The organism is Cyclobacterium roseum (assembly GCF_010119225.1).
GTDB classification, from domain to species: domain Bacteria; phylum Bacteroidota; class Bacteroidia; order Cytophagales; family Cyclobacteriaceae; genus Cyclobacterium; species Cyclobacterium roseum.
In genome coordinates this window covers 162,963-180,973 of the sequence record NZ_WNKF01000007.1, presented here as the reverse complement: position 1 = coordinate 180,973, position 18,011 = coordinate 162,963, and the positions used below count along the sequence as shown (strand labels likewise).

The 18,011-nt window shown below is 43.0% G+C and carries 18 protein-coding genes; 2 read left to right on the top strand and 16 right to left on the bottom strand.

The features are described 5' to 3' along the window. Positions 1 to 104 precede the first annotated feature (104 nt). The 13 genes from GJQ68_RS12100 to GJQ68_RS12045 form a co-directional block, all read right to left on the bottom strand. Positions 105 to 977 (bottom strand): alpha/beta hydrolase, encoded by an 873-nt coding sequence (locus tag GJQ68_RS12100; protein WP_162417546.1) that lies wholly within the window; start codon positions 975 to 977, stop codon positions 105 to 107. 24 nt (positions 978 to 1,001) lie between these two features. Further along, positions 1,002 to 1,988, bottom strand: a complete 987-nt coding sequence (locus GJQ68_RS12095; RefSeq protein WP_162417545.1) for a ThuA domain-containing protein — start codon at positions 1,986 to 1,988, stop codon at positions 1,002 to 1,004. A gap of 213 nt (positions 1,989 to 2,201) precedes the next feature. Then, positions 2,202 to 2,672: a sulfatase/phosphatase domain-containing protein gene (locus tag GJQ68_RS23200; protein ID WP_202927928.1), complete on the bottom strand. Its 471-nt coding sequence runs from the start codon at positions 2,670 to 2,672 to the stop codon at positions 2,202 to 2,204. After that, entirely contained in the window at positions 2,636 to 3,007 is a 372-nt protein-coding gene (locus tag GJQ68_RS23195; protein WP_202927927.1) for a sulfatase-like hydrolase/transferase, read from the bottom strand. The genes GJQ68_RS23200 and GJQ68_RS23195 overlap by 37 nt, the downstream gene beginning before the upstream one ends. Positions 3,008 to 3,019: 12 nt before the next feature. After that, entirely contained in the window at positions 3,020 to 3,322 is a 303-nt protein-coding gene (locus GJQ68_RS12085) for a hypothetical protein (RefSeq protein WP_162417544.1), read from the bottom strand. A 181-nt stretch (positions 3,323 to 3,503) separates the two neighbouring features. Then, on the bottom strand, positions 3,504 to 3,887 hold the full coding sequence (locus tag GJQ68_RS12080; protein ID WP_162417543.1) for a PIN domain-containing protein: 384 nt from the start codon (positions 3,885 to 3,887) through the stop codon (positions 3,504 to 3,506). Beyond that, a complete protein-coding gene (locus GJQ68_RS12075) occupies positions 3,884 to 4,090 on the bottom strand; it encodes a type II toxin-antitoxin system VapB family antitoxin (protein ID WP_162417542.1) in 207 nt (68 codons plus the stop codon). The genes GJQ68_RS12080 and GJQ68_RS12075 overlap by 4 nt, the downstream gene beginning before the upstream one ends. A 173-nt stretch (positions 4,091 to 4,263) precedes the next feature. After that, positions 4,264 to 5,361 carry a hypothetical protein gene (locus GJQ68_RS12070; RefSeq protein WP_162417541.1) on the bottom strand — a complete coding sequence of 366 codons (1,098 nt, stop codon included), beginning with the start codon at positions 5,359 to 5,361 and terminating at the stop codon, positions 4,264 to 4,266. A gap of 24 nt (positions 5,362 to 5,385) precedes the next feature. Next, on the bottom strand, positions 5,386 to 6,765 hold the full coding sequence (locus GJQ68_RS12065; RefSeq protein WP_162417540.1) for an FAD-dependent oxidoreductase: 1,380 nt from the start codon (positions 6,763 to 6,765) through the stop codon (positions 5,386 to 5,388). Between the two features lie 56 nt (positions 6,766 to 6,821). After that, the gene (locus tag GJQ68_RS12060; protein ID WP_162417539.1) at positions 6,822 to 8,273 is read right to left on the bottom strand and encodes a RagB/SusD family nutrient uptake outer membrane protein; all 1,452 of its coding nucleotides are present in this window, start codon (positions 8,271 to 8,273) and stop codon (positions 6,822 to 6,824) included. A gap of 40 nt (positions 8,274 to 8,313) precedes the next feature. Continuing rightward, a complete protein-coding gene (locus GJQ68_RS12055) occupies positions 8,314 to 11,628 on the bottom strand; it encodes a SusC/RagA family TonB-linked outer membrane protein (RefSeq protein ID WP_162417538.1) in 3,315 nt (1,104 codons plus the stop codon). A 164-nt stretch (positions 11,629 to 11,792) separates the two neighbouring features. Continuing rightward, on the bottom strand, positions 11,793 to 12,899 hold the full coding sequence (locus GJQ68_RS12050; RefSeq protein WP_162417537.1) for a FecR family protein: 1,107 nt from the start codon (positions 12,897 to 12,899) through the stop codon (positions 11,793 to 11,795). A gap of 155 nt (positions 12,900 to 13,054) precedes the next feature. Beyond that, the gene (locus GJQ68_RS12045) at positions 13,055 to 13,651 is read right to left on the bottom strand and encodes an RNA polymerase sigma factor (protein WP_162417536.1); all 597 of its coding nucleotides are present in this window, start codon (positions 13,649 to 13,651) and stop codon (positions 13,055 to 13,057) included. Between the two features lie 398 nt (positions 13,652 to 14,049). On the opposite strand from GJQ68_RS12045, the gene GJQ68_RS12040 reads away from it, so the two are divergent. Continuing rightward, complete coding sequence (locus tag GJQ68_RS12040) at positions 14,050 to 15,156, top strand: aldo/keto reductase (RefSeq protein ID WP_162417535.1); 1,107 nt, start codon at positions 14,050 to 14,052, stop codon at positions 15,154 to 15,156. Between the two features lie 54 nt (positions 15,157 to 15,210). Here GJQ68_RS12040 and GJQ68_RS12035 read toward each other — a convergent pair whose 3' ends face one another. Continuing rightward, positions 15,211 to 15,405, bottom strand: coding sequence for a hypothetical protein (locus tag GJQ68_RS12035; RefSeq protein ID WP_162417534.1), 195 nt, complete (start codon positions 15,403 to 15,405; stop codon positions 15,211 to 15,213). A gap of 177 nt (positions 15,406 to 15,582) precedes the next feature. Between GJQ68_RS12035 and GJQ68_RS12030 the strand changes: the two genes are divergently transcribed. Next, positions 15,583 to 16,194, top strand: coding sequence for a Uma2 family endonuclease (locus GJQ68_RS12030; RefSeq protein ID WP_162417533.1), 612 nt, complete (start codon positions 15,583 to 15,585; stop codon positions 16,192 to 16,194). 223 nt (positions 16,195 to 16,417) lie between these two features. On the opposite strand, the gene GJQ68_RS12025 is transcribed toward GJQ68_RS12030, so the two are convergent. Further along, the gene (locus GJQ68_RS12025) at positions 16,418 to 17,107 is read right to left on the bottom strand and encodes a hypothetical protein (RefSeq protein ID WP_162417532.1); all 690 of its coding nucleotides are present in this window, start codon (positions 17,105 to 17,107) and stop codon (positions 16,418 to 16,420) included. Further along, on the bottom strand, positions 17,091 to 17,471 hold the full coding sequence (locus GJQ68_RS12020; protein ID WP_162417531.1) for a GntR family transcriptional regulator: 381 nt from the start codon (positions 17,469 to 17,471) through the stop codon (positions 17,091 to 17,093). Before GJQ68_RS12020 ends, GJQ68_RS12025 begins: the two co-directional genes overlap by 17 nt. Positions 17,472 to 18,011 lie beyond the last annotated feature (540 nt).

The window sequence follows — 18,011 nt, the reverse complement described above, 5'->3', positions numbered from 1 at the left end:
TGAAAGAGATTGGCCTTCGATATGCTCAGGCACCGCAGGAGATAGGTTGAAAGGAAATTTGAAAGAGTTTAATTGTTAGGATACCTTCCTTAATTAAAACTAAATCAGTTTGAAGCCTCATAATTTCCGAAAACCGATGGGTCCACCGGTTTAAAGAGCAATTGGGAAAACAGGAAGAGCCCGCTTTTCCATACTTTAAAATCATGTCCACCCGGTTCGATGTAGTAAATATGGGGAACCCCATGCTGTTCTAGGTATTCATGGGTACGTTCACTGAAGCGGAGCAGCCGGTCTTCATCTCCGCAGGAAAGCCACAACACTTTTAATTGGTCCTTTGCTGCCTCCGGGTCGGGAATCAACGCTTCAGGCACTTTGGTATTGGGAGCAGAGGAAAAACCACCCACCCAGGCAAACGTATCCAGGTTACCTAGGCCAAAATTAAGGGATTGCCCTCCCCCCATGGACAAACCGGCAATGGCCCTACTCTCCCGGTCTTTCATGACCTGGTAATTTTCTTCCATAAAAGGGATGAGATCATTCAACAGGTCTTTCTCAAAAGTCGCAAAGGCTTCTACTTTATCAGGAGCCATCACATTACCCGCAGCACGATCATCCTTCATTGCCCGGCCGTTGGGCAATACTACAATCATAGGTTCTATTTTTCCATCGGCATAGAGGTTATCCAAAATAACATGTGGCCTCCCTCCTCTTAGCCACTCTTCTTCATCTCCTCCAATGCCGTGCAATAAATATAAAACAGGATATTTCCTTGTTTCGGAATAACCTGGGGGCAAGTATACGAAAGCCCTGCGGACGGTATCCACCGTTTTCGAGGCATAATGGATGGTATCTATTTTTCCCGTGGGAATTCCAATTCTTTCCTGATCAAAGTTGGCTGTAGGCTGTATTTCAAAATCCTGGGCATATAGGCCGTTACACAACAACAAACTGAATAAGGAAAATATAAAGTGCTTCATTTTTAGCGGGTTGATCTAAGATTGCTATGGCGTTTCTATTTTTCTTTGATGGAAGGCTTCCTGGGGCCTTAGGCTAGGTGAATCAGCCGTAGGGAAATCAGGGGGGATCGGGAAGTCCACCTTGCCTGTTGCCAGCCATTCAGTGACCCGAACCAGGGTAGTTTGATAACCTGCGCAGCGGTAAGCCGGGGGGTAAGTTTCGCCTTCCCAAAGATGACCCAAACTGGAATTGTACACTTTGCCCTTTCCATAATCCACCACCCATTCTACGGGCCAGTTTTGGTGGGTACTGCTGCTATCATAAGCATAAGACAGTACCTCAATATTTTTAGCATCCCCTCGGGGAAAGTAATAAACTTCCGTATTTACCGTCTGCCAGGCATCCGGATACCCCTGATTGATTGGGTGTTTGTTTAAAATTTGGATAAGGGCATTAAATCGGTCACCATGCCCGGTGCCTCTTCCCTCACCAGGGAGGTATCGTTTTAAATCTCCCTTAGCATCAATTTCCAATGCCATGCCCACCGACTGGGACCTCCAACCCAGCCCTATCATTTCGTTGTAAGTTTCCCAATGGGCAAATGCATTGTTGGCCGAATGAAGGATATATAATCCACCTCCCCGGGCCACATATTTTTCCAACGCCTTTTCGGCTTCTAAGGACCACCTTAAATCTGAATTATGGATATTATTGGTGTTTTGAATGACCACGGCATATTGGTCAAATGTTGGAAGCCAGGACTGCCTTGCCAGGCTGTCTTCAGGAACGGTGCTGATGTCAACGTTAAACAAACCGCTTTCTTCCAAAATCCACCGGGTAACGGCCGAAGTTTGTTGCCAATCGTGGTTGCTGAATCCATCCACAATTAAAATGGGGATCTTTTCGTCTTGCTGTGCCTGGATTTCGGGTTTAATTACTAAAAATAAATTGATTAAAAACACTAACCGAATCCAATACACCAAAATAGATCGTTCACCAAAATTACTGAAAAAGGAAAAGACTAGGTCCATGGGTTTTTTGGATAATTGGATAAGGATTTAAGACCCAAGTTAATCTAAAAAATAAAGTTTAGGCCAATTTTTGGAAAATAAAAACTGGTTTTGGTAGCCTTTATAGCAAAAGTTGGATTGATTTTTTCAGATTGTAAGTATTGACTTTGGACAAGCTGCCTTTTTAGGCTGCTATTTTTCAGACCTGCTTCCAAAGCTATAATTACTGAATCCCTATTCACTTTGCTCCGCTTTTTGTTTTCGAAAATAGTCATTGTTGTCATAGCGGGATGCCTTAGCCCATTTTACATTTATTCGGGGGAGATACTGCGCCAACTCCGATTTGATGGATGAGTATTTTCCTTCTCCAGCCACATTGTACCATTCGTTTGGATCCTCTTTCAAGTCATACAATTCTTCGGAACCATCCTCATAGCGGATGTAGCGATACTCCTGGCTAACAACCGCATGGTTGTTTCGGGCCCATGTGGTGATGCCAGGTGTTTCCCATTTACAATTGGGGTCTTTTAATAGGGGATAGATACTCTTGGCTTCCATATTTTGGGGTTTGGGGAGTTTGACCAGGTCTGTAAGCGTGGGATAAATGGAAAACAACTCCACTGGCGCATCCACACGCTGGGATTCCGGGATTCCGGGACCGGCAAAGATCAGGGGGGAGATGGTGGCCCGGTTCCAAAGTGCCACTTTGGCAAAGGTATCGTTTCCTTGATTTGGTTGTCCCCGATAAACCCGTAAATACCGGTGGTGGAAGGCCTTAAACCGGTCATAATGGCCGTTCTGGACGGACTGCACATGGGAGCCTGGCATTGGGCGTTTGCAAATAACAGTCCGTTAGCAATCAACCGGTCCAGGTTGGGGGTAATGGCATCCGGATGGCCCATTCCGCCGATAAAATCGTTCAGATCGTCCACGGAGATCATCAGGATGTTGGGTGGCTGGGATTCCTGGGCTTGTACCCAACCTATGTATAATACAAGTAGAAAAATAAAACAGGACAAAACATGGTAGAAATTTTTCATCAGAGACAACGATCAGATTAATTCAATATGGTAAAGCACCAAAAACAAGAGCACCAGGTTTATAACTGTCCTTAAAATTGCAAATAACCAATTTCTGCGCCTAATTCTTTCTTCTTCATCGTTTAAGATCTGGTAAAAAAGTATGCCAATCAGGATCATATTCACGGTCAAAATAAGAAATGACAAGTACCCCACCCAATGGGGCCAGTTCAAATATACCATCAAACCATTGAGCACATAGGCAGCCATGGTCAGGACACTCGTATTGTTATGCAGTTCCCTGGGATGAAAAAAGGATATTGGATTGGCTTCCATGATTTTAAATTGAATGAAAAATTCGAAAAAATCAAGTAAGGAGTTTTATATTATGACTTAAGCATTTTCCTTTGAGGCCAAATGACCAGTTAGCCAACGGGTATAATTCGTACAGCTTCATTAGAGATTGAAGGAAAAAGATTGAGGGAGATTGAAGGAAGGAGATTGATTGAGGTTGGTTTTAAGTATAAAACAACAAATCATACCCCACAATTTGCTTCAGTTTTTTATCCAAGGTCCAGAGTTGGAGTTCGTTTTTCTGTACTGCATTAAAAATTACCGCATCGATTATTCCTACTCCATGATGAACCAAGCCAGAATGATAAGAAAGAAAACCAGATTCCATCACCAAAAAAGGTTCATCCAAAGTGGGAACCAAAGATGCATACTCCAGAATAACATTTACCTCTCTATTGCTTTTTGCACCTTGCAACAGTTCTGCAAAAATAAGCTCAAGGCCAAACACCCTGCCATTCACAAGAAGTTCCTGGCAAACAGTAAAGTATTTGGGATTTCCCTTCAGGTATTCCATCCAGATGGAGGTATCGAACACAACACCTCTCATTCGCGATTCAAGTCCCGTATTTCCTTCGCAGCGTACCTAAACGCCAATGGTTCATTCAAAACCGTGGCTCCCAATTGCTTGATTTTTTGGGTTCTGATGTAAGCAATTAAAGCGATTTTTACCGTTTCTGTGATTGTATCTGCCTTGGATAATTCCATGGCTTCCGCTATCAACTCGTCAGGAATAATGGCTGTAACTTTCATACTATTAACTTTTTACGAATATACGATATAGCATCGTATTTTTACCAGTTAATAAAAGCAAAATTCTAAAAAATCTGGACCAACAGGATTTTACTTAAATTGGTGGAGCTGTAAGCGATTTAACTCCCACAATGGAAAAAGCCAACTGTCTCCCCTATACAACAAGGATCCCTTTAATGATCAGGACTCCAGCCATGCTTCTCCAGAAACTGCAGTACCTGACGCTCCACAAAACTGTTTTCATGGGGTATCATTTCGCCTAGTGCTTCATTCAATTTAGCTGAATTAATCCCATGAACCGTATATAACTTCAGTAACTTTACCAGCTGTAGACCATTCACCTGGCTAAGATTTTCTATTGAATGATCCACCACGGCCGGATTTAAATGGGCTGCTTCTGCCAATTGATCAAAAATCAGGTTTTCTATGCCATGGTCCACCCTTCCGATAAGCTTGAAAAGTTGAAGCTGCAAATCCTCCGATTCCAGCTGTTCAGTAGTAAGTGATTTCAATACCAGGTAGGACTGAAAATATTCTTCTTCAAGGAGTATACCCATTAAAGCATCAATCACCGAATCATCCAGTTTGGTAAGTAACCCAAGCCGTTCCAATGCCCAGGTCCGGTCACTTTGATCCGGACTTTGCAGGATTTCGGTAAACAAATACGGATCAAGTTGTTTTTCCGTCAGTTCCATGACATGCTGTTGGACCGGACCATGAACCACATGGTATAGTTTATGGGTAGTATAGGCAGCACCGGGTACGACATGCTCCAGCACATCCTTTGCTGTAGCGCCCGAAACACCATCTACTGAATTGTCGGTCCCAGCTGTATTGCTCACCAAATCTTCAAAGGAATACTTACCCAAGGGCAGGAAGGGATCAGCCAGCAGCCGGTGTAATTGTTCGTATTCCGCCGGAAGGAAGGGTTCATGGTCATGCTTGCTCAGGTACTCCCCATCCAGCAGTTCAAAACCCAGGTACCTGCCGGTAATGTTCCAGTAAACCCGTATTTTCAAGGGACGGCACTTGTTATCATAGCATACCCCCGTATGAAGGTCCATAAAATAATTCAGGGGAATACCGGCCGCACCCTCGTACTGAGGCATTTCCTGCCGGTACAAGGAATCATTGAGGGATACGGTGATCAACCGGGAGGAATCCGCAATGGATATGGTTGCAGGTTGAAAATACCGGAAATGCTCCTCCTTTTCATAAAAAAACAGGATCAACGAAAGTCCGATCAAAAATCCCTTTATCCAATGGATCATTTATCTTTGATTTGTAGGTAATGCTCAGGCCTCCGGCACAATCCCCCCATGTTCTCTCAGTAAATTTTTTAAATCATCCAGAGGAACATCAGCCGGTGTCACCTGGTGTTTAATGGCCAAAACAGCCGCCACTGCCGCTGCCTGCCCCATACCCATGCAGGATGCCTGAACCCTTAGGGCAGAATTGGCCAGGCGATCACTACTCAAACAGCGTCCCGCCACCAAAAAATTCCGACTGCCTTTTGGTATCAGCGCCCTCAGCGGTATGGTAGCCACAATGTCCTCTTTGAGAAATTCCTGATAAATGGATTCCCCATCTCTATGCAAATCAATGGGATAAAAGGAATAAGACAAGGAATCGGGAAACACTTTTCCAGAAACATAGTCTTCATGGCTGATTTTGTAAAGTCCGTCGATCCGGTAGGTTTCCCGAACAGCTGTTTCAGTCTGCGCATCCATTAATTTTAATTTTTCACATCCCGGAAATGTTCGCAATTTCCTGATCAGGTTCAATAGGGAAGCCCTACCCTCCATGTTTGCTTTGGTATGCAGTGCCGCCGTAGAAGAATCGGCACCGTGTACATAAACATAATTGTAGGGAACGGTAGGAGGGAAATTGTTTACCGAAGATTCCACCTTCACCTCATCGTTGATGAGCATATTCTGCCTTAGCCTGCTGTGGTATTCCTGTGGAATTTTAGAAAGGTCCAGGGACTCAAAATCATAGCCCCCAATCCGAAAGATAAAGGATCCCGGTTGGGTATCAGCCTCTCTCAAAAGTGGGAATCCGGCTATGGAAGCGGCAGCGGCATTTCCGGAACAATCAATGAGCTGATCGCAAATAATTTCATGGGAAATTCCTTTACCAACCGTTTTTACGGTCCATTTTCCGCCATTAAAGGTGATTTCGGTAGGCGTTTCATAAAAGTGAATATCCACCCCAGCTTCCGTGCACTTTTCCTCTGCCAGCAGGGCATAAAGGGCTTTATTGACGGTTACCTGGTGCCTCCAATGGCGAATGGTATCATTGTTGGGTATGATGGAAAAATTGGGCAAAATATCATCATTGAGTTTCACAGCCTCCATCACCAGTTCCCATCCAATTCCGCCAATGACCTGCTTTCCCCAGGCATGGAAAATCCCGGGGAAGGATACCCCTCCGGTAGTAGTGGTCCCTCCTAGTTGGCTGCCACTTTCAATCAGGGTGGTTGTGGCTCCTGCTCTACCCGCCTGAATAGCTGCAATTACGCCGGCTGTACCTCCTCCGACGATCAAAATATCGGTTTCAATTTTCTGCTGGTTGATTTTATAAGGTGCTGCCAGAACATCCCCTTTGGAAAGTTGGGGGGCGGTCAGACCTACGGATATCGCACCCATCCTGGCGATCATTTCTCTTCTTTTCATTTTCTATCAAATTTGAGCCCTTCCAGGTTTTTGAAAACCTGGAAGGGCTTATTTAACTAATACCCTGGGTTTTGGTCTGTTGCCGGATCAATGGCACCATTGAAATTGGTTTCCTGTAAAGGAATGGGCCAAAGGTAGTGTGCCTCTGCAATTTCCAATCCCTTGTTTTTCATAATCATTTCCTGGGCTCTACCGGTTCTCTTCAAATCCAACCACCTTTTCCCCTCAAATTGGAATTCATAAGCCCTTTCCTGCAAAACAGCATCCAGGAAAGAATCAACTTCATTTTGGTCAAATTGGTAATCTACCGGAGAAGGGGTTTGTGAGGCAAACCCATAGGCTCTCCTTTTGACTTGATTCAAAGCGTCAATAGCCCCCTGTCCTATATTCCCTGCTGACCTTACTTCTGCTTCGGCAAAAATCAGCAAAACCTCGGCATACCTGTAAATCGGCAAGTCATTACCGGCACCTAACCTGTCTACAGCATTGGGATCCACGTACTTACCACTGACTAATGTAGTTGGCCCTAATCCAAAGTCAATCTGATCCCAAAGTTCCTTTCTGATATCACCGTCTTCCCATTCTGCATAAAATGGGTTCGTGGCATCACTGTAATGGGCATATGCTCCCCCGAAATTAAAATAACCCGTACTGGGATGGTTAAGCACAAAGAGCATCCAATTCCCTTGCCCCAGCTCCCTGGCATATTTTAAGTAAAATATTTCTTCCGGACTTGTCATTAGTTCCGGACCAAAAATATTCCACTGTATGTCTTCCTTGCTTGAAATGGGAACCAGGGAAAATCTGTTAGACTGGATAACTTCCAATGCTTTATTACGTGCATCCCCATACTTTTCCAGGAAAAGGTACACATCTGCCAAAAGTGTTTTTGCGGCATAAAGAGTTGGTCTTCCCAGGTCTTTGGGATTTTGAGGGAGATGAGTTTCTGCATCCAGTAAATCTGACAAAATCAGCTCATACACTTCCTGAACAGTGCTTCTCGGCAGATCTATATCCAGCATCGTATTTTCGGTTCGAAGAGGAACTCCTCCCCAATTGCGCACAAGGTCAAAATAACTCAGCGCTCTCAGAAATTTTGCTTCAGCAACATACAGATCAATATTTTCCTGACTAATATTGTCTCCCTCTGGAGCATTGGCAATTACTAAATTTGCATTTCTGATGGCCTGATAAAATGAATCCCACCTTGATCCTGCTGTATTGATATTTGTAGGGTTGAGACCTGCAAAATCATTGTACTGAGCCCTACTTCCTCTTCCATACCCCCAATCTGTATGGGCGTCCAAAATGGCAATTTGCTCCGCCCTGGTACTCCTTAAGGGAGAGTAAATGGCATTTACAGCGGTTTCAACCTCCTCAGCAGTGTTGTAAAACACCTCAACAGCCACAGTCTTAGGCTCTTCAATTAACAATTCTTCACAGGCCAGCAGCCCCCCAAAGGAAAAGATCAAGCCAAATTTCACTAAATATGTATGGTAATATGTCATGATTTCAAATATTTTTTTTCAAAATAAGGACTACTTTTTATCAAAACCCAAGTCTAACTCCAGTAGTAAATGATTTTGGAATTGGATAACTGTAATGATCTATTCCTTGCTGGGTACCTGCTCCCCTGGAATTCACTTCGGGGTCCCACCAGGAATAATTGGTCAGGGTAATGTAGTTTTGGGCGCTTACATAAATCTGTGCGCGCTTGAAGGTATTGCTTCCAAACTCTCTCAATGGCAGACTATACGCTAACTCAATATTTCTAAACCTTAGAAAAGAACCATCTTCAACAAACCTGTCAGATACCCTGGCAGCAGTATTTCTACTAATCCTTGGGTACCTGGCATCTGGGTTTTCGGGAGTCCAGTGGTCATAATAAACTTCTCTTGGCATGTTCAATCCCTGGCCAAAATCCAACGTGCTTGGAATGGAGCTAACATTGAATATGTCATTTCCATGGGTTCCCTGGATAAAAAAACGAAATTCAAAGTTATTATAACTCATGCTTGAATTCAAGCCATATATAAATTGGGGGTTGGGATCACCAATATAGGTTTTATCACTATCGTTAATGGTACCATCATCATTTAAATCCACGAATTGGATTTGACCATTTTCATTGTAACCATCTTCTACGTATCCATAAAATTGACCAATTGGTCTGCCTTCCCTTAAAATGGTCAAGTTATCGCCCACCACCAGGACATTCACAAATGCCCCTAAAATATCTTCACCATTGTGTAAATTGATGACCCTATTCCTGTTGAAGGCTATATTTCCAAAAAGGTCCCATTTAAATTGACCTGTAAAGACTTTGGCATCTACACCAAACTCCACACCTTTATTTTGCACCTGTCCAACATTCTGCACAGTGGTTGTAAAACCCATAGAGCTCGGTAATCGAACTGTATTCAACAAATCTCTTGTGTTTTTGACATAATAATCCGCATTGAAAATGATTCTATCGTCCAACAAACCCACATCCAAACCGATATCCAATTGCTCTGTAGTTTCCCATTTCAAGTCTCCGGGAAGTACCGTACTCGGGGCAAAGGTATTGTAAAGCTGGTTTCCAAATATGGTTCGACCAGGACTCAACTGATTGAGCGTTGCATAGGGGCTGATTGCCTGGCTACCTGTCATTCCCCAGCTAGCCCTAAGCTTCAGGTCAGATATGACGGAGGAGTTGGAGATAAAATCTTCTTCCGAAATTCTCCATGCCACAGCTCCTGAAGGAAAATAACCCCATTTATTCCCTGGACTATACCTGGAAGAACCATCCGATCTGAAGCTTACAGTGAAAAGGTATTTGTTATCATAGGTGTAATTAACTCTCCCCAAATAGGAAAGCAATACCGAATAGGAGTACCCACTACCTGGAATTCCAGGTGTTTCTGCAGATCCAAGACTATACGTTTCAAATGCATCACTTAAAAAACCAACACCACTTGCACCCAAAGATGTATTTAAAAAGTCTTGGAAGGTAAATCCAATGACTGAATTGATCTGGTGCCTATCAGCTATTGTCTTGTTGTAACTTAGGGTGTTTTCACTCAATAAGCTTCTAAACTGCCCCGTATTTACACTCGCCCTTCCTGGAGAATTGAAAAAATTTCTTGTAGTGTAGTTATCTCCTCTATCATCCCTGTTCTCTATGCCCCCTGATATCCTTAAAGTCAGTTCCTTCGTAGGCTGGTAGACAAAGGCCAGATTGGATAACACTACATTGGCCTTGATTTCATTGAACTGTTCATTAATGAAATTTAAAGGGTTAATGATATCAGGAGCAACGAAAGGGAACTCATTTGCCAATACATTATAAGAACCATCCTCGTTATAGGGTTGGGATATTGGTGCAGCCATAATTGAAGAACCGATCATAGAAGTACCTCGATGACCTCCACCACTATCTCTTCTTTCAGTTTTTAAGTGGGTTAGGGTATTGTTAAAATCGATTTTGATCTTTTCACTAATTTTATGTGTTATGTTGGTTCGAATGGAGTATCGATTATAATCGCTTCCCTTTATTATCCCTTCCTGTCCAAAATAGCTCCCTGAAATAGCATATTGCGTTTTACTATTCCCTCCACTTATATTCAAGGATGTATTTAGGATAGGGGCGTTTTGAAACACCAAATCCTGCCAATCATACCCTTCTCCGAAACCAGCCAGCTCCTCCTGTGTGAAATAGGGTGGGATATTATCATTGGATGCTTGCATATTTTGTAGCTCCGCATATTCACGCCCATTCATGAGATCCAGCCTTTTTCGCAATGATTGAATGCTGTAGCTTGATTCAAAATCTACCTTGGTTGTACCTTCTTTACCTCCTTTTGTTGTAATTAAAACAACTCCGTTGGCACCTCTGGAACCATAAATGGCAGTAGCAGAAGCATCCTTAAGCACCTCAATACTTTCAATATCAAAATTATTCAAATTGGTAGGGTTTCCTGAAAATGGAAAGCCATCAATGACATATAAAGGCTCATTTCCGCCCTGAATTGAATTGGTACCTCTTATACGAACACTTATTCCTGCTCCCGGTGCTCCCGTATTCTGGATCACCTGAACCCCTGCAGCCCTTCCGGAAAGGGCTTGCATCACATTGGAAGTTGGAAATGCATTGATTTCTTCTGATTTCACCTGGGAAACGGCTCCGGTCAAATCACTCTTTTTCACCGTACCATACCCCACTACGACTACCTCTTCCAAAGCGGATTCATCCAGTTCCATCTGAATGTCAATGCGGGATTGGTTGGTCACTGTTATCCTTCTGGTCTGGTATCCAATAAAGGAAACTAGCAAAACGGACCCTTCATCTACATCAATGGAAAAATTACCATCAATATCTGATACGGTCCCTGCTGTGGTGCCTTCTACTGTAATCGTCGCACCCGGCAGAGGGTCCCCATTTTCATCGTTAATCGTTCCGGTTACCGTAACCCGCAATAAAGCGCCCAGATCAGATACCTGATCCTGTTGGGCCTGCGGCGGCACCTTCCTGACATGGATATTCTGATTGACCTGTTTGAAATACAATCCGGTTTGTCTGCCGATTACCGACAATAAATTATAAACACTTTGGGTTTCTCCATTGGTAGAGACCCTTGGAGTACCTTTCAATTCCTTATCCGTGTACACAAAACTGAAACCCGTCATTTTCTCAATACTTGAAAATGCCTTTTCAATTCTTGCCTGCTCTAAGGAAAGCGATACCATTACTTCTTCAATATCTTTAACCTGAGCATTTCCATTTGAGGCAAACAAAAAGCTCATAGATAAGAACTGTATCAGAAATGCATAGGTAAATAGTTTGGTCATGCGTATAACATGTAATAGTATAAGATTTTTCATACCTTTACTTTGTTTGTTTTAAAACTATAGTGAATGGTTTTTGATAAACATGCCCCGGAATGTTACTTTATAGGTATTCCGGAGATTAATTTGGCTGGGGATGTTGGCGCATTCCCAGCTTCATTTTAGGTGGGTTTATATCATAGGCAGTTTTTTCTAAATCCTTAAAATATAATTTTTACATTTTCCTTATCGATCGTAAAATCAAACCTTGCCGAAAACTTCAATCCTTCCAGTACGTTTTTCAAAGTCTCATCCTGGAATTTTCCTGAAAGTAAAACCTGCTCTTCAGGTTGTCTTATTAACTGAATTTCAACACCATACCAATTTTCCAATACCCTGATCGCTTCCATTAATGGGGTTTCCTGAAAAATAATCCGCTTTTTTGTCCAGCCGATGACCTGGTCCTGGTCAAAGCGAACCTTTTCCAACTGCTCTTTTTCCGTATCGATTTTCAAAGCTTCCCCAGGAACTAACCTAACTTCCTCCGCCTCACCGTCCCTTTTGATTGCCACCATTCCGGTCAGCAGCGAAACATCCAAGGTTTCCCCTTCGTAAGCCTTGATATTAAAACTGGTACCCAATGCGGTGGTCGTCGTTTCCCGGGAAGTGACCCTAAATGGTCTTAAGGAATCCTTTGCTACACTGAAAAATGCCTCCCCTTTTAAGAAGACTTCCCTTCTACCCTTTTCGAAATTTTTAAGGTACCTTAATTCACTCCCTGAATTAAGAATGACCAGAGATCCATCAGCTAAAGTAAGGTGAGATTTAACACCGGGAATGGTCTTGTGTTGCACATATTCCGGCACAGGTGAATGTAACTCGGGATTAACGGGAACGGACACCAGCCAACCCAAAAGGTAGCCCAGGCCAACAGCTATGGCCAGGATACAAGCCACCCTTAAACGGAAATCCGCAAAGAAACTTGAGCGAGGCGGGGTGTTGGGAACTGCCCTCTCCAAGGTACTCAAGGAATGCAAGGGAATCACCTTTTCCACTCTTGACGTCAATCCCTCCTGGGGTTCTTCAGACATCCTGGTGTCAATATCCTTCCACAAGCCAGAAATCTCCGCATCTGAAAGCTTTGGCTGATTTTTGGCATTCAGCTTGAGAATGATCCTTCGTGCTTCTTTGGCGGCTTTGTATTTGGAGGGGTTTTTGGCCAATAAATCCTCCCAGAAAAGATTGGATACGGCATTGGGCTGCATCACCCATTTTCTGAAAGAAGGGTCTAAAACAAAATCCTCTGTGGTATAGTTGGATATCTCCATATTAAAATAAATTCGTGCACATAAGTCCCGAATTTTAAAAATCTATCCATCATCGGTAAAAAAAAGTTTAAAAATTACATAAAATTTAAAATTACCTGTATTAAGATGGAAATATGGAAAATAAAATAGGATAAATTTAATATTTTGACAAAATATCAGGCTAAAAAAGTCATAAGAAATAAGCCTATTAGTACAAACCGCTTTTTCAAATTGGCTAGGGCCTTCCAGGCAAGGGTATAAACCGACTGCACATTGATCCCCATAATGACAGAGATATCTTCATAGGAATGGTTTTCATAATACAACAGGTGGATCACCTCGTGTTGCCGTGCAGACAGGGAGTCCATGGCTTCCATCAGGCTTTTCCTTCTTTCAAGTGAGTTTCCTACCTCTGTCTCCTGTTCATAATGTAAATCATCTCCCAGTTCCGCATTCAGGTGACCATACCGCTTTTTGTCCTTTCCTACTTCTTTATGGATTTTATTGCTAAGGCATTTAAAAAGATAAAGTTTGATATTATCGGTAGCTTTAATGGTATGTCGGTATTGCCAAATTTTCAAAAAAACCTCTTGTATGCAATCCTTAACCAAACTGCGGTCCCCTTTGATGGACATACCCAACCTAAAAAGTTCCTGGGTATATTTTACATATAAGCCTTCCATACCGGCCCTATCGCTATTCTGAATTTGCCTCCAATAGGTCGCATCATCGGTATTTTGGTCTGGGCCAGCACATGGCTTTCCTTTGTACATATAGGGGAATCTGGGTTTATAGCTACTAAAAATAAGGAATAATCCGTGAAAATAAAAAGAAATAGCTGCTTTTTGGACAAAAGCTTTTACCTACCAGAAGGTTTCCCTCCTTCTTAAAAATATACCCTGTTTTGTCCACCTCCCTAATGATCCTATCCAATACCCACCCAAATGAAACGACTCCCTAGTGAATGGCAAAGAAAATTGGCTGGCATTTGAGTGGATTAGGGTTGCCCTTCAACCAAAAATCAAGTAATTTTAAGCTAATAATTACGATAGGACGTATGCGGATTTCCATAAAGAACTGGAAAACATAAATCCAATCTGCCGGTTTTGGGTTCAAATAGGATCCACTGATCCAAAATTCCAGCGGATTGCCTAACTTTATACCATACCTTATGAACAGCAGAAGAAATTTTATCCATAAATCCCTGCAATTGGGAGCATTCTCCGGTATGGCTTCCATACTGCCTGGATTTAATATTAACACGACAGCAGCTATGAATTCGAAAGCAAAATTTGACAAGGTCCCTCTTCCGGCCAACTTTGGCCTGGGCGGTGTGGCCATAGGCAATGGTTTCAGACCTACCACGGATGAACAGGCCCAATTGGCGCTGGAAGGTGCCTGGGAGGCCGGAGTGCGGTTTTTTGATACTTCCCCCTGGTACGGACTGGGACTTAGCGAAAGGCGGTTTGGACGTTTTCTTCACAATCAAAAGCGGGAAGATTATATATTGGCCACTAAAGTAGGCAGACTATTAAAAGCCGCAAGGCAGGCACCCGGAAACAATTCCTGGAAAGATGCCTCGCCCTTTGACTACGAATACGACTACAGTGCTTCCGGTGTGCGCAGATCCGTAGAAGACAGCCTGCAGCGGCTGGGCATTAACAGCATTGACATCGTCTTTATCCATGACCTCTCCCCTGATAATGGAGACATGAAGGACAATTGGATGGATTACTTTAAGGTGGCGGCCAAAGGTGCCATGCCCGAACTGACAAAAATGCGGGAAGAAGGCCTGATCAAAGGCTGGGGCCTGGGAGTCAATCGCATCGAACCCATACTGGAAACCCTCAAAGTGGCCGATCCGGATGTCTGCCTCTCTGCGACCCAATATTCGCTCATGTACCATGAAGATGCCCTGGAGCGTTTGTTTCCGGCATGTGCCGAAAAAGGAGTGGACATTGTGGTGGGTGCTCCCTTGAACGCCGGATTCCTGGCTGGCATAGACCGGTACAATTACTGGGGGGAGATGCCGGAAGGGTTTAAGGAGAAAAGGCGTCAAATGACCGAAATTGCCAAACGGCATGGGATAGACCTGATCTCCGCTGCCTTGCAATTTTCTGCCGCGCCTTCTGTGGTCTCTGCAGTCATTCCCGGGACCCGCTACCCGGATCAGGCAAAAGCCAATGTAGCAGCTATGCAGGTAAAAATACCACGGGCATTTTGGGAGGAGCTGGTGGAGAAGAATTTGATTTCGGAAAAAGCGCCCTGGCCGGCATAAATGTGCTGCTGCGGTGTTAACAGAAAGATTGAAGGAGAGTGGCCTTCGACAAGCTCAGGCATCAGATTGAGAGAGATTGTACTGTTGGTATAGATGCAAAAGGGCATATATAAAATCTGGCCCTCCTGTGATGGCTTCATAATGATCGTGTTGATTGGTAGCCATTGGCAGTGGATTTCTATCTGCAAGAAATAAATCGAAGCCAATAAAACAGAATGTAATCTCCAATAAGGAGAATACAGCTTGCATGCTTTACCTGCTTTCCCTCATTAGAACAGATTTCATACAATTCCTGGACGGATGATCGTCCATCCGATTGGGAAAACTAAAAATACATATAATAATTTAAAACAATAAGACCTGCAACTGTAAGCGGGATTTTTTTGATCCATGGAAAAAATTGCTTCCAATTTGTTATATTCAGGTATGGAAAAAGAAAAGGCCAAACCTTATGTAAAAGAACCCGACTTAAGCTATGGGGGGTATACCTATGCGGATTACCTGTCCTGGGACCTAGAGGAGATGGTCGAACTGATCAAAGGCAAAGTATTCAAAAAGGCTGCTGCAGCTCCAAACAGGATTCATCAACGACTAACGGGAGACCTTCATACAGAACTCAACATGTTCCTGAAAGGCAAAACCTGCCAGGCTTATATCGCCCCTTTTGATGTCCGTCTTCCAGTCAAATCCAAAAAAGACGATAAAATATTTACTGTCGTACAACCGGATATCTGCGTGGTCTGTGACCTAAACAAATTGGACGACAGAGGCTGCATCGGTGCACCTGACCTGGTGGTGGAGGTACTCTCCCCGGGAAACAAGCAACTTGAACTCCAACATAAATACGAGGTTTACGAAGAATCGGGGGTAAAGGAATATTGGCTGATGGATGCAGCCGGACAGACACTATTGATTTACACCCTGATTCAAGGCAAATACCACAGTTCCCGCATGATGACTTGCGGGGATAGGGCAAGGTCTTCTGCCGTAACGGGATTTGAACTGGACCTTGAAGCATTTTTTGCTGAGATCAAATAAGATGTGGAGACCTTATTCAGTTGCTTGAAGACCAATTTGAAAATTAGTCGGACGACAGAAATTGCAAATTCTTAAACAGATTAGCATTATTGCAATTTTCTGTTGTCCTATTGAGTTGATAGGCTTTTTTGAAGTTAGATCTGCCAGGTTTGGGAAAAAACCTGGCAGGTCATGAAGTACCAACATTGAAACTATTTTGAAATTCAATTCTAAATTGGCCTACTCAATTGGTAGTAAGTCTGGAATCGGTACTTTTTTCAAAATCCAACTTGCCAGCACCTTTAAATAAGGTCAGACGGGAACCTTGTTGGATTTTACCCGATATGCTTTCAAGGTAATTATACACCAGTATTTCACTAGCAACAGCATCCAATTGAAGCGTAGTAATACCTCCTTGAAGCAAGGCATTAGCTCCTCCGGAGGCAGTTAAATCCAACTGGTCTACCTTGAACATTTTATTACTTGTCTCCATTTTGCCACCGTGAAGAGAAACCGCCAAGCTGTCTTGTTTAAATTCATCCAGGTGAAGGCTAGTGTTGTTTTCCACAATCACCGATTCGATGGTTGCAACCTTCAAATTGGCATAACTCATACCCTTTCTTTCCCATTGAGTTACAAAACAGGTGTCATTTCTGATTGCATAGTCTATACTTACTTGTAAAGTATCCTTGGGATAGGTGGTTCTGATGATTTCGAAAGCATCCCCTCTGATGAGATGTAAAGAAGTGTTGCCACTCATGTGCAATACGCTGAATTCATCTATTACCTCACTGTCTATTTCAGCTGTTTCCGAAATTCTGCTTTCAGGTAGATTGTCTATATGGGTAAATCCAAAAACAAGTGTGCCACCTACTAGGAGAAAGAGACCTACCGCATAGCCAAGAAGTAATTTGTTGCTAGTTTTGAGTTTCATGATCGTTGTTTTTAATGAGGGTTACCAATTCAATGAGGTCTTTGGAAGTCAGTCGTAAGAGTTTGATGCGCTCCAATAATCGGGGTAATTCCTTTTCAAAAAACTCCGTTTTCTGCATGTTTTTGATGATTTCAGGTGCCTCAAGTGCCACAAAAAACCCTATACCTCTTTGGTTTTCGAGTATGCCTTTATTTTCCATCGTACTGTAAGTTCTCATGACCGTGTTTCGATTAACCTCCATCTCCTCCGCCAATTCCCGAACCGAAGGAATGCGGTCCCCAGGATGGATTTTATCTTCCAAGATGCGGTTATTCAGCCACTCCTCTATTTGAAGAAAGATATTTTTTGATTCGTTAAAGTCCATCTTATACCTCCTTTTCTTTAAGTTTCAAAAAAGTGGCTGTCCAGCATACCATTAAGGTAATGACCATAAGCAGCATAAGGCCTATTTCAAGTAAGGTGATATGTTCAGGAAACCCGTCGAGGTAAAAATTTGGCCTTATAACCTCAAACCCTCCTTTGAAAGCAGCAATTAGTTTGAGATATAAATAAAATAAGGCCAGAACACCAATTAAAACCCCACTGGTTTTTACCAGATTCCACCTCCCAAAGGCAATACTCCCTAACTGTACCAGCGTCAAAGCGAAAATGAGCCCAAAATAAATTACAAAGGGTATAAAAATAAATCTTCCATATTGGGAATTCACCAAAGTGAATTCAAATGGTGCGATTTCAGGAAAAATAGCTGGTGCCCCTTGATAGCTGAGATACAATTTCACCCCAAATTTGAAAATGGGTATAAAGGAATTTACTCCTATATAAAACACGACAGGGTACAGGATAGTGAACAACCCAATACGCATAAACCAATGAAGAAAAAACTTCTCAAAGGTCGATGCGGGCA

What these genes read in the sequence shown, in the direction of transcription:
- GJQ68_RS12100 (WP_162417546.1), bottom strand. Translation starts at nt 977, where the DNA reads ATGAAGCACTTTATATTTTCCTTATTCAGTTTGTTGTTGTGTAACGGC.
- GJQ68_RS12095 (WP_162417545.1), bottom strand. Translation starts at nt 1,988, where the DNA reads ATGGACCTAGTCTTTTCCTTTTTCAGTAATTTTGGTGAACGATCTATT.
- GJQ68_RS23195 (WP_202927927.1), bottom strand. Translation starts at nt 3,007, where the DNA reads ATGAAAAATTTCTACCATGTTTTGTCCTGTTTTATTTTTCTACTTGTA.
- GJQ68_RS12085 (WP_162417544.1), bottom strand. Translation starts at nt 3,322, where the DNA reads ATGGAAGCCAATCCAATATCCTTTTTTCATCCCAGGGAACTGCATAAC.
- GJQ68_RS12080 (WP_162417543.1), bottom strand. Translation starts at nt 3,887, where the DNA reads ATGAGAGGTGTTGTGTTCGATACCTCCATCTGGATGGAATACCTGAAG.
- GJQ68_RS12075 (WP_162417542.1), bottom strand. Translation starts at nt 4,090, where the DNA reads ATGAAAGTTACAGCCATTATTCCTGACGAGTTGATAGCGGAAGCCATG.
- GJQ68_RS12070 (WP_162417541.1), bottom strand. Translation starts at nt 5,361, where the DNA reads ATGATCCATTGGATAAAGGGATTTTTGATCGGACTTTCGTTGATCCTG.
- GJQ68_RS12065 (WP_162417540.1), bottom strand. Translation starts at nt 6,765, where the DNA reads ATGAAAAGAAGAGAAATGATCGCCAGGATGGGTGCGATATCCGTAGGT.
- GJQ68_RS12060 (WP_162417539.1), bottom strand. Translation starts at nt 8,273, where the DNA reads ATGACATATTACCATACATATTTAGTGAAATTTGGCTTGATCTTTTCC.
- GJQ68_RS12055 (WP_162417538.1), bottom strand. Translation starts at nt 11,628, where the DNA reads ATGAAAAATCTTATACTATTACATGTTATACGCATGACCAAACTATTT.
- GJQ68_RS12050 (WP_162417537.1), bottom strand. Translation starts at nt 12,899, where the DNA reads ATGGAGATATCCAACTATACCACAGAGGATTTTGTTTTAGACCCTTCT.
- GJQ68_RS12045 (WP_162417536.1), bottom strand. Translation starts at nt 13,651, where the DNA reads ATGTACAAAGGAAAGCCATGTGCTGGCCCAGACCAAAATACCGATGAT.
- GJQ68_RS12040 (WP_162417535.1), top strand. Translation starts at nt 14,050, where the DNA reads ATGAACAGCAGAAGAAATTTTATCCATAAATCCCTGCAATTGGGAGCA.
- GJQ68_RS12035 (WP_162417534.1), bottom strand. Translation starts at nt 15,405, where the DNA reads ATGCAAGCTGTATTCTCCTTATTGGAGATTACATTCTGTTTTATTGGC.
- GJQ68_RS12030 (WP_162417533.1), top strand. Translation starts at nt 15,583, where the DNA reads ATGGAAAAAGAAAAGGCCAAACCTTATGTAAAAGAACCCGACTTAAGC.
- GJQ68_RS12025 (WP_162417532.1), bottom strand. Translation starts at nt 17,107, where the DNA reads ATGAAACTCAAAACTAGCAACAAATTACTTCTTGGCTATGCGGTAGGT.
- GJQ68_RS12020 (WP_162417531.1), bottom strand. Translation starts at nt 17,471, where the DNA reads ATGGACTTTAACGAATCAAAAAATATCTTTCTTCAAATAGAGGAGTGG.